Below are 13593 nucleotides of genomic sequence, written 5' to 3' on the forward strand. Positions count from 1 at the left end.
CCGCCTCCGACACACATTATAGTGTTCACGCATAACACGCCTGTATGGACGATATTTTCGTCGCGAGACTGATGTCCACGACGCTGCACACCGTCAGTCCCGACACGCTGGTCGAGCAGGCCGGACAGGAGATGCTCGAGAACGAGATCGGCTCGGTCGTCGTCGTCGACGACCAGAACCAACTCGAGGGGATTCTCACCTCCACGGACTTCATCACCATCGTCGCCGAGAGCTACCCGAAAGCCGAAACGTCGGTCTCGCGGTACATGACGACGGACGTCATCACGGCCTCTGCCCAGGACAGCATTCGGGAAGTCGCAGACGTCATGGTCGAACACGGCTTCCACCACGTCCCAGTCGTCAACGACGACGAGGGCGTCATTGGGATTATCACGTCCTCCGACCTCGCGGCGTACCTCTCGAACGTCGAGACCCCCAGTCCCGGCGAAGCAGCTTAAACACGGGGACGAGACTCGAGATCCAGAGGGACGGCAACCGCCATTCTCGATTTGTGACGACGCTGTAGCGCTGGCTTCGTCCGGGGCTTACCGCCTCGAGTAACGTGGGAAGATTTATCATGGACGGTGGTAAGGTACCACACGACCATGGATCTCTATCCAGGGGTAACCAAGATATCGGGCGTCTGTGGGAACTGCGGCGACGACCTCATGATGGTTCTGTCGCCGTATGCCGGAATAGTCGAAAACGGCACTAACGAGTGCAACAAGTGTGAGACGACGGATTTCCAGCGCACGCTATAACGAGAATCGACCCTCCGTCTGCTGTTGTGTGAGAGCCATCCGGCGATTGTCCGTGTCTAATCCGATGCAGTCACGCAGTTGGCGCAGTTACGCAGTCCCTTACGAAGCGAAATCCGCTCGTGAGGCATACCGACCGCGCTGGTACACGTAGAGCAGTGCCGAGAGTGGGGGACCGCAAAGGATCGCGAGCACACCGATCGGCGGTACCAGGAGAAACGAAAGCGGTGCAATGAGCGCGTAGGACCACGCGAGCGGGACGCCCGTCCCGTACTGGGCGAGCGTTCGACTATCCAGTTCGTATAAGATCCCGAGCGAGACAGTCATGAGCGCACCGATGACGAGTATCGTCCCATCCGTCGACAAAGCGACGAGATCCGATGTGCCAAAGCTGAGTGCGGGAACCGCTCCCCAGAACGCCCCGAGCGCCAAGATGGAGCGTCGGTAACCGATTTTCTCGGGCGGCGACCGTGCAGTATCTGTCGCGATATCGGACTGTTCGTCTGTCACCACAAGAAGGTTTCTGGCCAGTGAGTTGTGCGGGGTTACCGATGGCAGCGACCGGCTCCCGACTAACGTCCCATCTCCGACGGTGTCGCGGAACTCGTAGAATAACTCGAGCGCAACCGATCCGGGCCTATTCGGTGGCGGTGAGTCCTACCCGATTCCCTTCGGAGTCGGTGATGACCGCGAAGTGACTCTCCATCTCCGGAATCGACTCCTTCGGAAGGACCGTCTCACCGCCGCTCGAGTCGACTCGAGCGAGGACATCGTCCAGATCGTCCTCGACGGTCAGGTAGACGAGCGGCCCGCCGTCGTTCGGTTCGTAGGCGATCGACTCACCGCTCTCGCCGGTATACTCGCCGCTCTCGACGATCATCCCACCGACTTCGCCGTCCTCGACGTGAAACATACCCGCCCGTTCGCCGGGTTCGCCAGCCGGCGAGTGGACGTCGATTTCGCGCTCGAGGACGGTCGCGTAAAAGTCGACCGCCCTGTCGAAGTCGGTACTCGGAATCTCGAACCAGTTGATAACGTGTGCCATAGTGTGTTTCTCCCGTCAGATTCCACGCGTTCGAATCGGATATAGGACCGACACTGCAGTCGAAAGGTCGTCGAACGCTCTCTCTCTCTCTATCGAGCCGTCGTCCACCGACCGCGTTCGTCGACGGTGAATCGGAAACGGAAACCGAGCCCTCGAGGATACACCCTTCTAACTCGTCGCCTCACCTATGGCACAGAGACCAGCGTGTACCGGCGAATCGCTTCAGAACGAACTCCGACGGCACCTCGAGCGATGCAACCGGAGGGGCGACACCGAGCGCATCGCCCAGGAACTCGCGCGCAAACACAGCGTCGGCTATCAGGTCGTCGGGATTCACCGTCGCGGGAACGAGGTATTACTCCACGAGCGGCGCACATCGGCCTCGGGAAACGAACTCACTGTCCACGCGGTCGCCGTCGACGGTCGCCTCCCTAAAATCGGCACCGTCTGGACCGGCCGGAATCTCGAGGATTGGCTCTCCCACCATCAGTACTATCTGGAATGGGTCCATCCGGATCTCGAGGTGGATGGAGAGTCGTCGGGAATTTGAACCCAAACCAGACGTTCCAGTTCGCTTCGCTTGCGGGCTGCGACTGGTAGGGCTTCGAATCCCAACTTCAGCAGACGATTCACACCGCTCGCGAACTTGGTCGCGGCGCAGAATAGTGGACTCGCTGGGATTTGAACCCAGGGCCTCTTCCTTGCGAAGGAAGCGATCTACCACTGATCTACGAGCCCTCGAGCACACCTAACTCCGGTTTCTATTTGAGGCTTGTGTTTTGAAGACGGTCGCGAGTCCGCGACTACAGCGACGATCGGTCGCGCTGGGTCGACGATTCGACGTGGAGGACTCGAGCGCGCCCTGTGAGCAATCCGAGCAAGAGCCCGGTGAAGTGTGCGACCAGCGCGACGCCCGGCGCGAACGTCGTGAGCGTGACGACGGCGGCGACCACGAAGAAGACGGCGTAGGTCACCCAGTCGGGAACGTCGATCACCGACGCGACGCCGCTCGAGAGTCGGTTGCCGGCCAGGAGATAGCCAAGCAGTGCGAACACGGCACCGCTCGCGCCGAGCACGCCCGGAGCCGTCCCGCCCGAGCCCAGAACCGACGCGAACCCCGACAGGACCAAGACCTGTGAGACGCCGGCGATGGCACCCGTAAGCAGGAAGAAGGCGTGAAATCGCAGGCGACTCGTCGCTCGAGCGACCGGCCAACCGAACAGGACAAGCGCGATCGAGTTCGAGAGCAGGTGGCCGACGCCGTCGTGGGCGTAGACGCTGGTGATGATCGTCCACGGATCGTTCGACAGCGGCGCGGCGAGGACGAACAGGCCGCCCATTAGACCGAGAATCGAGGTCAGAAACTGCGCGACGAAAACGAGTACGAAGACGACGAGTAACTCGAGGATCGGACTCTCGGTTCCCGAGTGAGTCGACATACCTGTACTCCGGCGGCGAAATACAAAAGTGTGCACTCCGAACGTGCGACGGCGGTGAAAAACGCGTCCCGAATCGATTCCGAGTTAGTCTTCGAGGACGATTTCGATCGAAACGTCGTTTGGCACCTGAATGCGCATGAGCTGACGGAGTGCGCGTTCGTCGGCGTCCAGGTCGATCAGGCGCTTGTGGACGCGCATCTCCCAGTGCTCCCACGTCGCGGTCCCCTCGCCGTCGGGGGACTTCCGAGTCGGGATCTCGAGGGTCTTCGTCGGCAGTGGAATCGGTCCACTGAGGTTGACGCCGGTGTTGTTCGCAATCTCGCGGACATCGTCACAGATGTCGTCTAGGTCTTCTGGACTCGTGCCCGCGAGTCGAACGCGTGCCTGTTGCATCTATGTTACTTCTCGTTGACCTCGAGAACCTTTCCTGCCGCGATGGTCTGACCCATGTCGCGGATGGCGAAGCTCCCGAGTTCTGGGATCTCGCTCGATGGCTCGATGCTGAGTGGCTTCTGTGGTCGGATGGTGACCACTGCAGCGTCACCCGACTGGATGAAGTCGGGGTTCTCCTCGGCGACCTCGCCGGAGGACGAGTCGATTTTCTTGTCGATGGATTCGATCGTACACGCGACCTGTGCGGTGTGTGCGTGGAAGACCGGGGTGTATCCCGCCGTGATCACGGAGGGGTGCTGCATAACGACGACCTGTGCCTGGAACGTCTCGGCGACGCTCGGTGGGTCGTCGGCCGGACCACAGACGTCACCGCGGCGGATGTCGTCCTTGCCGAGGCCGCGGACGTTGAATCCGACGTTGTCACCGGGCTCGGCTTTTGGCACCTCTTCGTGGTGCATCTCGATCGTCTTGACTTCGCCGCCCACGTCGCTGGGCTGGAAGGAGACGTTGTCGCCGATGTTCATGACACCCGTCTCGATACGTCCGACTGGGACGGTACCGATACCGGAGATGGTGTAAACGTCCTGGATCGGGAGTCGAAGCGGCGCGTCCGTCGGCGGCTCGGACTCCGGCAGGTCGTTGAGCGTCTCGAGAAGCGAACGGCCGTCGTACCACGGCGTGTTGTCCGAGGTCTCGGCGATGTTGTCGCCCTCGAAGGCCGAGATCGGGATGAACGAGTCGTCGTCGACCTGGAAGTTGACCTGATCGAGGAGTTTGTTGACTTCCTCGACCACGTCGTTGTAGTCGTCTTCGGAGTAGTCGACGATGTCCATCTTGTTGACACCGACGATCAGTTTCTCGATACCGAGCGTCCGCGAGAGGAAGACGTGCTCCTGAGTCTGTGGAGCGACGCCGTCGTCTGCTGCGACGACGAGGACCGCGTGGTCCGCCTGAGACGCGCCGGTAATCATGTTCTTGACGAAGTCCCGGTGGCCAGGGGTATCGACGATCGTGAAGTAGTACTGATCGGTGTCGAACTCCTGGTGGGCGATGTCGATGGTGACACCACGCTCTCGCTCTTCGGCGAGGTTGTCCATGACGTAGGCGAACTCGAATCCGCCCTTGCCCTTCTCTTCGGCTTCTTCGCGGTGCTGTTCGATGACGTGCTCGGGTACGCTCCCCGTCTCGTAGAGGAGTCGTCCCACGAGCGTGCTCTTCCCGTGGTCAACGTGGCCGATGATGGCCAAGTTCTGGTGCGGTTTGTCTTCGCTCATTGTTGTAGCTCACGCGCAAGGCGCTTATATCGGTCTCTTTTGGCAGTAGCGGTTAAAACCATTTCGAAAGCGTATTCGAACGACCCCCGCTCCGTCTGCCGGTTTGTGCTACGTTCACACGAACGTGGGTGTCGAATAAATCACATCGAACCACCGTCACCAAATGGCCGTCGACGGTCGCTTTGCACCCGACGTGTTCAGTTCGAAAACGAGAGGAGTACCGCTCGGTGACGAAAAAACGCCGGTCGGTAACGCTAATTACAGTTCGGGCAGCCGGCCGACGTCCGAGAGCACGGCTGTCGCCGTTTCTGGGCCACCCGCACCCCGACCGCTCGAGGCGAGCGAGCCCGCGTGGCGCGTCTCGATCTCGACAATGTTCTGCGTGCCGGTGACGGCGAGCGCGCCGTGTTCGGGCACGAGCCGTGGCCCGACGCGGACGCCCTCACGGGAGGCTTCGCCGATCAGCCGGATGGTTCGGCCGTCCTCCGCGGCGAGTTCCAGCGCGCTGCCAGGGATGTTCTGGATCCCGTCGACATCGGCGTCCTCGAGCGAGAAGCCGCCGTCGTTCAGGACGTTCGCGAGGATGACGAACTTCAGCGCCGCGTCGGTGCCGTCGACGTCGAATGTCGGGTCGGCTTCGGCGACGCCGAGATCCTGGGCTTCGGTCAGGACGTGTTCGTAGTCGAGTCCCTCCGCGGCCATCCGAGTGAGGATGAAGTTCGCGGTGCCGTTGAGGACGCCGCGGACGGCGGTGACCGCGTCGGGCGTGCAGTCCTCGATCGTCGAGAGGACCGGGATCGCGCCGCCGACGGTGGCTTCGAACCGGATCGATCCCGCACTGTCCGCGGCGAGGGCCCGAATCTCTTCGTAGCGTTCGGCGACCGGACCTTTGTTCGCGAGGACGACGTGTCGGTCGGCCTCGAGTGCGCGTTTCGCGTGGGTGAATCCGGGTTCCGCGTCGCGAGGGTCGTCGGGGTCGCTTCGACGAGCACGTCGTAGTCGGCGTCGAACGCGGCGTCCGGGTCGCGGTCGCCGACGGGATCGTCCCCGGCCTTGCGCTCGAGGACGGCCTCGACGTCGATACCCGTCGGGTCGACGGTCGCAGAACTCGAGTCGGCGAGCGCGACGACCTCGTGGCCGTACTCGCTCGCGAGGTTCACGACGGAGGTGCCGACGGAGCCGGCACCCAACACGGCGAGTCGCATCAGGCCTCACCTCCGGGGAGCGGTTCGACGACGGTGAGATCCTTGTCCGCGCCGATCGATCGGATCGACGCGAGTACCTCCTCGGCGCGGCCGGTGTCGATCGCGAGTCGAAGGCGCGCGCTGGCGATCCCCGTCGTTCCGTCCGGGGCGGCAAGCGAGAGGTCGAGAACGACGGCGTTTGCTTCGGTTTCGATCGCAGAGAGCGTCTCGGAGAGGTCAGTATCGACGACGTGGCCGACGAGGACGACAGACACCTCGCCGCCGTAGCGTTCCGCTCCGGCCTGGATGACGTTGACGCCACCCTCGCGGAGGGATTCGACGACATCGGCGAACCGGTCTGGCGGACACTCGAGGTCGACTTCGACCGGAATGTGTCCGCGCGGGGTGATATTCCCGCGCTCGTGGTGAATACTCAAGAGGTTGCCGCCGTTTTCGGAGATCGGCGCGAGCGCGCGGAGCAACTCGCCGGGCTCGTCGACGAGCTCGAGGCGGACGGTGTACGCGCGAAGCCCGCCGTCGGAGCTTGGCTGGCTGGACTGGGTTTCGTCTACTGTGCTGGGTCCGGGTCCTGCGCCGTCGGGGGTGGGCGAATCACCCATCGTCGACACCTCCCTGAAGGCGTCTACACGTCGTCATAGTCACTATCTGAGTAATGGGCGGGTAAAAACGTATAGTCGTTCCCAAAACTGTCCGGCCCCGACAACGGCTACCACACGAAATCGAACGGCGAGGGCGGACGGCTACAGAAGAGCCGGATACGGACGATCCAGATAAGCCCAACACGGGCGGCTACAGATGGTCTTTTCCGGGGTTCGACGATCCCCAGTCGCCCCGGCCGCCTTCGGTCCGGTCGATTCCCATGATAGATTCGGCCTGATCGGGACCGCCGAGTTGGTCTCGGGCGTCGGGGACCCGGACGGTTATGTCCTCGATTTCGTCCCACGTGAGGAGTTCGGCCTCGATGTTGCCCGTCGTAATGTCGCTCACCGAGCAGCCGCTACAACCCCCGCCGAGTTCGATGATGACCTCGCCGGTGTCGGGGTCTGCGGTTCGAACCGCGCTGGTACCGCCGTGCATCTGGATGATCGGCATCTCGCGTGCGAGCCACCGTTCGACGCGCTCGCGGAGCGGCTGTTCGGCCTGGGAGTCACTCATTGGCGTCACTACTGTCTCGAGGAAAGAATACGTTCCGCTGCGTCCGAACGATCGTGATGGTTTCGCGAACCGACGGGTCGGCTCACTGGAAGAGACTCGGATCGGTCAGCGACGGCGGGTCGGGCTGCTCACCGGATTCGATCGGAAACGTATACAACGCGTTTTCCGGCCCGTCCGCACTCGTGTAGGCCGTACTACTCGCGAGGAACGCCTCTCCGGGATCGATCACGCGTGCCGTCCAGAACGACGCGGTCGTCGGCTCGCGCCACCAGGCCAGTTCCGTCGGCGACTCGAGGTCCGAGATGTCGTGGATTTTCACGCCGCCCCCATACCACGACGAGTAGAGGTGGCCGTCTCGAAGTTCGAAGTTGTGTGACGTCGTCCAGGGTTCACCGCCGTAGGTGCCGTCGTAGCCCTCAGGAGCGTCGATCGTCGACCGGTGGACCGGCTCGGTCGGATCGGTGAAATCGTAGAGTTCGATGCCGCCGGGGCCGGTCGCCGTCTCGAGGTCGGTCTCCCAGCTCTCGCGGCCGATCGCGAGGACGTCGCCAGCGTCGTCGAGCGCGGCGAAGTGGTCGTTGCCCGGCAGGCCGAACTGCGCGTCCTGAACCTCGAAATCCGTCTCGTACCCGCGTTGGGTCTCGAGATCCGTGTCGACGAACCGCGTGAGTAGCTGTGGATCGGACGGATCGCTCACGTCCAGCAGGTATGTGCCCGCGTTCCAGTAGGTGAGCGCCGCGATATCGTCGATGACGGTAACGTCGTGGAGATAGCGCAACAGCCAGTCGACGGCCGCCCACTCGGGTTCGTACTCGAGCAGCGACCACCGGGTGAGTTCCGCTATCTCGTCGCCCGAAATATCGAAAATGACGAGCGGATTTCCCGGCGCTGCTGCGGTCGAACCGGCGTCTGCATCGGTTGCGGTGCCGTCTGTATCGGCCGCGCCGGTATTGCTCGTAACGTTGTTCGCGGCCACGTAGAGCACGTCGCCGTCGAGAAAGCAGTTGTGGATGTGATAGTCCGTTTCGTACGGCTCGGCGGCCAGAACTGGCTCGGCGGGGTCGCTCACGTCGTAGACCAGAAACCCGTGAAACACCCCGCTGAGGTCGTTGGCCGGTCCCGCAACGACCAGCCGATCGGCGCTCACTTTCACGTCGAGGATGTCGAGGAACCGTTCGCCCGCGGCGTCGCCCGCGCCCTCGTCCTCGAGCAGGTTCTTCGGCTCGGCCAGCACCGTCAGTTCCTCGGGATCGGTTACGTCCACGGCGGCGAAGCCGTCGATGCCGGCCACGTACGCCGTCTCGCCGTCGTCGCCGACGACCACTTCCGCGGCCCCCTCGAGCGAGACGCGATCCAGCGGCTCGTAGGAACCCGTTGGATCCTCGGAGCCGGAATCGAACAAACAGCCGGCGACACCGAGAGACAGGCCCGCACCGCCGGTCGCCCGAAGAACGGCTCGTCGTCGCATGGTCGTATCTGTGATCGCAGCGACCAATAATGCAGCGTCTCGTCGGCTACCGGTTGAGCATGCTCTGGTTCGGTTCGGCGCACTCCCCCTCGAGTCGTCGCCGGTCGCCGGACGAACTCTCGGGACATCACCGACCGCCGGACTACCCCTCGAGTCGTCGCCGGTCGCCGGTGCCGCCCGTGAGCGCGCTCGCGATCGCGCCCTCGACGACCACGTCGTCGCCGTGGTCGGTGACCCGAATCTCGGGGACGTTCGTCATCACCATCTCCGAGACCCGCTCGCGGATCGGGTCGACCACCAGTTCCTCGTTGTGCAACGCGACCGCGCCGCCGAAGGAGACGAGCAGCGGCGCGAACGAGTGGATGATGTTCGTCACGCCCAGGGCGTTCCAGTGGGCCATCTGGTCGATCGTGTAGTCTGCCAGTTCGTCCTCGCCAGCCAGATCGAAGACATCTTTCGCGGAAAAGTCGGGGTCCTCGAGCGGCAGGTCGGTCGAAATCGTCGGGTCGTCTTCAGCGAGCAATCGCGTGAACTGCGGGATCGCGTTTCCCGAGCAGTAGGCCTCCCAGTGGCCGTCGCGACCGCACCCGCAGGTAAGTCGCTCTCGCGGATCGATGACGCAGTGGCCGATCTCGCCGACGTTGCCGTCCCACCCCTGCAGTATTTCGCCGTCACAGCAGACGCCGGCCCCGATCCCCGACGAAATCGTGATGTAGACCATGTCGTCGGGGTTGCGATCCGCGTGGAAGCGTTCGCCGATGACACCCGCGGCCGTGTCGTTGTGGAGGTGGACCTCGTCGGTCTCGAGAAGCTTCGAGATCGGGCCCGTCAGGGGGATTCGATCGATGGTGTCCGGGAGGTTCGCCGGATCGATGACCGCCCCCTCCGCGAGGTCGAACGGCCCGATCGAGCCGATGCCGGCGGCGGCGACCTGTTCCGGACCGATCCCCGCCTCGTCACACGCCGTTCGGACAGTCGCCAGGATACCTTCGGTGACGTCGATCCCGGTCGGGCCCCGCGGCGTCCCGTTTTCGCTCCGGCCGATGATCGTCCCGTCATCCGTAGCGACGACCGCGCGCACGTTCGTCGCGCCGAGATCGACGCCCGCGTAGTAGACCATTCCTATCGTAAGGACGACCGCGGCGTTACTTAAGTTGCCAGTTTACTCGAATTGGAGTTAACACGTGACATGGTGCTGTGACACGGTACTCGAGTCGCGGCGAAGCGTCCCTTCGCGGATAGTCTCGGAAGCGGGAACTGCCCGCTCGAGCGGTTAGCTATCGTTCCGGACGAACGTAACGGGCGCGGGCGACGACAGCAGGATGTCCTGTGCGGTCGAACCGAACACCGCCTTGCCCGCTGGCGACCGCTTTCGACCACCGACGACGACCCGGTCGGCGTCGGTCGTCTCCGCGAGATCGACGATCGTCTCGCCGTGATCGCCGACGGCTCCACGGATGTCGTAGGAGATGTCGTGTTCGTCCAGCGCCCGCTCGAGTTCGCGGATCGTCGCGTGGTGGTTCGCGACGTCGTTCGCGTCGAAGTCGTCGCGTTGCTGATCGAAGTCGAGTCGATCACAGACCTCCGCGTACTCGTCGGACGTGAAGACGTGGGCGAGCACGACGGTCGCGCCCGTCGGCGCGGCAACCTCGATGACTGCCTGTGCGAGTTCGTCGATTCGGTCGGAGTCGGTCGGTCCGACGGCCAGTAAAATCGTATCGAGCGACATACCACCGACAACTCACCCCACCCGCTTAAACGTTAACTGAATCTCGAGTACTGAACTCCGAGTACCGAACCACTCGAGAGCGCCGGCGATCGACTGAACCGACGTGCAATACACCTAACCCCGCGGGAGTCAGACGGAGCGTATGGACGGACCAGATCTCACGGAACAGGTGGTTCTCGTCACCGGAAGCGGGCGCGGTGTCGGGCGGGAACTCCTGCTTTCGACGGCCGAGTGCGGTGCCAGAGTCGCCGTTCACTACCACACAAGCGCCGAGGAGGCTCGCGAGGTCGCGGCCACTGCCCGCGAACGCGGCGCGCCCGACTCGACGACGGTGCAGGGCGACGTTACCGACCCCGACTCGGTCGACGGCCTGGTGTCGGCGGTCGAATCCGAACTCGGCACCGTCGACGTGCTCGTCAACAACGTCGGCGACTTCGCGCCGGAACACTGGGAGTCGATCGACATAGAGACGTGGAATCGAGTGCTCGAGACGAACCTCAACGGGACTGCGCTCTGTTCGAAGCGCGTGCTCCCAGCCATGCGCGAATCGGGGTACGGCCGCATCGTCAACCTCGGCTATGCCTCGAGCGATCGAGCGATGGTCGACCCCAAGAACTTCCCGTACTTCGTCGCCAAGACCGGCGTCCTCCAGTTCACGCGGATGCTCGCCGCCGACACGCAGGACGACGGGATCACCGTCAACGCCATCTCGCCGTACGTCGTCGAGAACTCCGCGGAGTTCCCCGAGGAGTTACCGCGGGGCCGACCGGCGAGTTTCGAGGACCTGATTCGCCCGCTTTATTTCTTCCTTGACCCCGAGAACGGGTACGTGAGCGGCGAAAACATCGAAGTCGACGGCGGGTGGCTCCCCGAGGACGTGTAAACTCCCGAATCGTGAAGCGGATTCGAACGAGCGCTCGAGCGAATAAATCGAACCGCAACGAGCGCGTGAACTGAACCGCAACGAACAGGTGATCGACCGCCTCAGCGCGAAGTGAGCCGCTGGCGGGCGAACTTCGCCAACAGCGGGATGTCGCCGGGCTCGAGCAATCGGAGGATCGCGCGTTTGTCCCCCTTGTTCGCCCTCGCCAGAGTATCGTCGTCTAGACGCGAGAGGTCGGCCATCAGTCGATCGTACCGCTCGTTCGAGGCGAGATACAGCAGTTCGGTCATCAACAGCCGCGAGTCCATGTTCGGCGCGACGTCCCGATGCCAGAGGGTTTCGTAGACCTCGAGGTTCTCGGCGGTCGGCTCGAGGCCGCCGTGTTTGAGGCAGGCGTCGGCCGTGGTCGCGGCGGCCCGACCCGAGCGCATGCACTTGTTGATCCCCTCGCCCCAGAGCGGGTCGACCGACGGGACGGTGTCGCCGATGGCCATGAACCGATCCGTGTACAGTTGGCCCGGCAGCTGGATGTGTGCGGAGCCGCGGTGTTGTTTGCCCTCGATGCGCGAGGCGTCCGCGAATCGGGGGTCGGTCTCGAGCCAGTGCTGGAGGTAGTCGTCCACGCTGAAATCGTCGCGCGCGTAGTTCTGGTGGCTCTCGTTTTGGATGTAACAGATGCCGACTTTCGCCGTGTCAGCGCCCGTGTGGAAGATCCACGAGTAACCGCCGGGCGCGAGGTCGTGGTCGAGACGAAGCATCATCGCGTCGGTCAGGTCGGCGTAGCCCGGCCGGTCGATCTCGATCCCCTCGAGTTCGTACTCGATCCCGATCGCGTGGTTCGTTCGCTCTAGGTCGCTGACGCCGAGTTTCTTCGCGATGGGCGCGCTCGGGCCCGTCGCGTCGATCACGATATCGGCGTAGACCTCCTCGGAGCCGTTGTACCGGACACCGATCGGCTCGCCGTTTTCCACGATCGGTTCCGTGACGTGAGCGTCGAAGACGTACTCCGCACCGTCCTCGCGGCTGTCTTCGACCAGAAATCGCTTGAAGTCGGCGAACTCGAGGACGGCTCCGGGCTGCTGTCGGACGTAGTAGTCGGTCGGGGACTCGAGGACGACGTTTTCGGTGTAGTTCATCACGACGTCGTCCGGAACGCCGAACGCGGACATCATCGACGGGAAGGTTCCCGCGGTCGATTTGTTCGATTGCCGCGGGAACTCGTCTTCGGCCTCGGTCTCGAGGACGACGACGTCGTAGCCCCGCGTCGCGAGATCGCGCGCACACTGGCCCCCAGCGGGCCCTGCACCGGCGATCACCACATCGTACTCGTCGTTCATGTTACCCCGACTATCCTGAACGCTAAAGAGTGTACCTTGTCCGGGATCGGTACGTCATACGATCGCACTCGCGGCTGGACGCTCATTTTGCGGGGGGAACGGCGCCGATCTGTTTCGGTTCGGTGCCTGCAATCGCGGGCCGAGCGGACGGGGACCCGATTCGAATCACAGACCGGAGTTACACGAGACGCGGAGTTACACGAGGCGAGCAGTCTCGTCCGCGTTCGAACAGTACCGTCTCGTCCGTATCCGAGCAGTACCGTTATGTCGATCGACGAAAACGATACAGCCACGATATCCCTCGACCATGTACGACCGCATCCTCGTCGCGATTGACGACAGCGACCACGCTGTGACCGCCTTAGTGCACGCGATCGACCTCGCGAAGTCAGTCGACGCGACCGTCTTCGCGCTCACCGTCGTCGAACCGTCCTCGCCGCTATCGTTCGGCGTCGAGGAGGTCAACGAACTCAACGAGGCCGCGAGTCGTCTGGTCGAAGAGACACGCGAGGTCGCCGACGGTGCAGACGGCCTCGAGGTTCGCGTCGACGTGCTCCGAGGGGAACCGAGCGACGCGATTCTCGAGTACGCCGCGGAGATCGACGCGGATCTGCTCGTCGTCGGCCAGGGAAGCGCGGGCGGGATCGCGGAGACGCTGCTCGGCAGCACGGCCGAACGCCTCTCCCAGCGGACGACGACGCCGATGACGATCGTTCCCCCGCCGGCGTCGAACGGCGATCGGGGCGAACCGTAAGGGGGAGAGTCGAACCGCGACGGCGAGTGACTCGGACTGTGGACGGCGAGTGACTCGAGCCGCGAACGGCGAGACCGACGATCGCTTCGAGAATCGGACGCCGTGCGATCGCCTCGGCGTTCACTTTCACTCCGGACGATATCGCAACCGACA

Annotated in this window: 16 protein-coding genes, 1 tRNA gene and 1 pseudogene; 5 read left to right on the plus strand and 13 right to left on the minus strand. The window is 63.4% G+C overall.

The genetic code is table 11. The annotated features are described in order from the left end of the window. The first annotated feature begins 44 nt into the window (after positions 1-44). Together EL22_RS08580 and EL22_RS17140 are read left to right on the plus strand one after the other, a co-directional pair. The gene (locus EL22_RS08580) at positions 45-458 is read left to right on the plus strand and encodes a CBS domain-containing protein (protein WP_050051092.1); all 414 of its coding nucleotides are present in this window, start codon (positions 45-47) and stop codon (positions 456-458) included. A gap of 147 nt (positions 459-605) precedes the next feature. Next, on the plus strand, positions 606-761 hold the full coding sequence (locus EL22_RS17140; RefSeq protein ID WP_156184082.1) for a hypothetical protein: 156 nt from the start codon (positions 606-608) through the stop codon (positions 759-761). Between the two features lie 99 nt (positions 762-860). On the opposite strand, the gene EL22_RS18005 is transcribed toward EL22_RS17140, so the two are convergent. Further along, positions 861-1268, minus strand: coding sequence for a hypothetical protein (locus tag EL22_RS18005; protein ID WP_197075871.1), 408 nt, complete (start codon positions 1266-1268; stop codon positions 861-863). Between the two features lie 127 nt (positions 1269-1395). After that, entirely contained in the window at positions 1396-1803 is a 408-nt protein-coding gene (locus EL22_RS08590) for a VOC family protein (protein WP_050051094.1), read from the minus strand. Positions 1804-1990: 187 nt separating this feature from the next. On the opposite strand from EL22_RS08590, the gene EL22_RS08595 reads away from it, so the two are divergent. Continuing rightward, on the plus strand, positions 1991-2353 hold the full coding sequence (locus EL22_RS08595; protein ID WP_050051095.1) for a hypothetical protein: 363 nt from the start codon (positions 1991-1993) through the stop codon (positions 2351-2353). Between the two features lie 116 nt (positions 2354-2469). Here EL22_RS08595 and EL22_RS08600 read toward each other — a convergent pair. From EL22_RS08600 to EL22_RS08645, 10 genes and pseudogenes are all read right to left on the minus strand, one after another. Further along, a tRNA-Ala gene (locus tag EL22_RS08600) sits at positions 2470-2541 on the minus strand. 65 nt (positions 2542-2606) lie between these two features. Next, positions 2607-3242: a rhomboid family intramembrane serine protease gene (locus EL22_RS08605; RefSeq protein ID WP_082146728.1), complete on the minus strand. Its 636-nt coding sequence runs from the start codon at positions 3240-3242 to the stop codon at positions 2607-2609. Positions 3243-3326: 84 nt separating this feature from the next. Next, entirely contained in the window at positions 3327-3635 is a 309-nt protein-coding gene (gene rpsJ / locus EL22_RS08610) for a 30S ribosomal protein S10 (RefSeq protein ID WP_049953579.1), read from the minus strand. A gap of 5 nt (positions 3636-3640) precedes the next feature. Continuing rightward, entirely contained in the window at positions 3641-4909 is a 1269-nt protein-coding gene (gene tuf, locus EL22_RS08615; RefSeq protein WP_050051097.1) for a translation elongation factor EF-1 subunit alpha, read from the minus strand. A gap of 258 nt (positions 4910-5167) precedes the next feature. Next, positions 5168-6114: pseudogene (locus tag EL22_RS08620) on the minus strand (homoserine dehydrogenase). Beyond that, positions 6114-6713: an amino acid-binding protein gene (locus EL22_RS08625; RefSeq protein WP_050051098.1), complete on the minus strand. Its 600-nt coding sequence runs from the start codon at positions 6711-6713 to the stop codon at positions 6114-6116. The pseudogene EL22_RS08620 and the gene EL22_RS08625 overlap by 1 nt, the downstream one beginning before the upstream one ends. 190 nt (positions 6714-6903) lie before the next feature. After that, positions 6904-7269 (minus strand): NifU family protein, encoded by a 366-nt coding sequence (locus tag EL22_RS08630; RefSeq protein WP_050051099.1) that lies wholly within the window; start codon positions 7267-7269, stop codon positions 6904-6906. Between the two features lie 82 nt (positions 7270-7351). Continuing rightward, the gene (locus tag EL22_RS08635; RefSeq protein WP_050051100.1) at positions 7352-8737 is read right to left on the minus strand and encodes an LVIVD repeat-containing protein; all 1386 of its coding nucleotides are present in this window, start codon (positions 8735-8737) and stop codon (positions 7352-7354) included. Between the two features lie 142 nt (positions 8738-8879). Beyond that, complete coding sequence (locus EL22_RS08640) at positions 8880-9857, minus strand: ROK family protein (protein WP_050051101.1); 978 nt, start codon at positions 9855-9857, stop codon at positions 8880-8882. A gap of 153 nt (positions 9858-10010) precedes the next feature. Next, complete coding sequence (locus EL22_RS08645; protein ID WP_050051102.1) at positions 10011-10466, minus strand: universal stress protein; 456 nt, start codon at positions 10464-10466, stop codon at positions 10011-10013. 142 nt (positions 10467-10608) lie between these two features. On the opposite strand from EL22_RS08645, the gene EL22_RS08650 reads away from it, so the two are divergent. Beyond that, entirely contained in the window at positions 10609-11349 is a 741-nt protein-coding gene (locus tag EL22_RS08650; protein ID WP_050051103.1) for an SDR family NAD(P)-dependent oxidoreductase, read from the plus strand. 101 nt (positions 11350-11450) lie between these two features. On the opposite strand, the gene EL22_RS08655 is transcribed toward EL22_RS08650, so the two are convergent. Beyond that, positions 11451-12686, minus strand: coding sequence for a digeranylgeranylglycerophospholipid reductase (locus EL22_RS08655; RefSeq protein WP_050051104.1), 1236 nt, complete (start codon positions 12684-12686; stop codon positions 11451-11453). A gap of 307 nt (positions 12687-12993) precedes the next feature. On the opposite strand from EL22_RS08655, the gene EL22_RS08660 reads away from it, so the two are divergent. Further along, on the plus strand, positions 12994-13440 hold the full coding sequence (locus EL22_RS08660) for a universal stress protein (protein WP_050051105.1): 447 nt from the start codon (positions 12994-12996) through the stop codon (positions 13438-13440). Positions 13441-13593: the final 153 nt, after the last annotated feature.

Origin of the sequence: Halostagnicola sp. A56 (assembly GCF_000691505.1) — an archaeon.
Taxonomy (GTDB): domain Archaea; phylum Halobacteriota; class Halobacteria; order Halobacteriales; family Natrialbaceae; genus Halostagnicola.

Coding starts and splice junctions, on each gene's coding strand:
- EL22_RS08595 (WP_050051095.1), top strand. CDS start 1,991: ATGGCACAGAGACCAGCGTGTACCGGCGAATCGCTTCAGAACGAACTC.
- rpsJ (WP_049953579.1), bottom strand. CDS start 3,635: ATGCAACAGGCACGCGTTCGACTCGCGGGCACGAGTCCAGAAGACCTA.
- EL22_RS08650 (WP_050051103.1), top strand. CDS start 10,609: ATGGACGGACCAGATCTCACGGAACAGGTGGTTCTCGTCACCGGAAGC.
- EL22_RS08635 (WP_050051100.1), bottom strand. CDS start 8,737: ATGCGACGACGAGCCGTTCTTCGGGCGACCGGCGGTGCGGGCCTGTCT.
- EL22_RS08605 (WP_082146728.1), bottom strand. CDS start 3,242: ATGTCGACTCACTCGGGAACCGAGAGTCCGATCCTCGAGTTACTCGTC.
- EL22_RS08645 (WP_050051102.1), bottom strand. CDS start 10,466: ATGTCGCTCGATACGATTTTACTGGCCGTCGGACCGACCGACTCCGAC.
- EL22_RS17140 (WP_156184082.1), top strand. CDS start 606: ATGGATCTCTATCCAGGGGTAACCAAGATATCGGGCGTCTGTGGGAAC.
- EL22_RS08660 (WP_050051105.1), top strand. CDS start 12,994: ATGTACGACCGCATCCTCGTCGCGATTGACGACAGCGACCACGCTGTG.
- EL22_RS08655 (WP_050051104.1), bottom strand. CDS start 12,686: ATGAACGACGAGTACGATGTGGTGATCGCCGGTGCAGGGCCCGCTGGG.
- EL22_RS08630 (WP_050051099.1), bottom strand. CDS start 7,269: ATGAGTGACTCCCAGGCCGAACAGCCGCTCCGCGAGCGCGTCGAACGG.
- EL22_RS08590 (WP_050051094.1), bottom strand. CDS start 1,803: ATGGCACACGTTATCAACTGGTTCGAGATTCCGAGTACCGACTTCGAC.
- EL22_RS08640 (WP_050051101.1), bottom strand. CDS start 9,857: ATGGTCTACTACGCGGGCGTCGATCTCGGCGCGACGAACGTGCGCGCG.
- EL22_RS08580 (WP_050051092.1), top strand. CDS start 45: ATGGACGATATTTTCGTCGCGAGACTGATGTCCACGACGCTGCACACC.
- tuf (WP_050051097.1), bottom strand. CDS start 4,909: ATGAGCGAAGACAAACCGCACCAGAACTTGGCCATCATCGGCCACGTT.
- EL22_RS08625 (WP_050051098.1), bottom strand. CDS start 6,713: ATGGGTGATTCGCCCACCCCCGACGGCGCAGGACCCGGACCCAGCACA.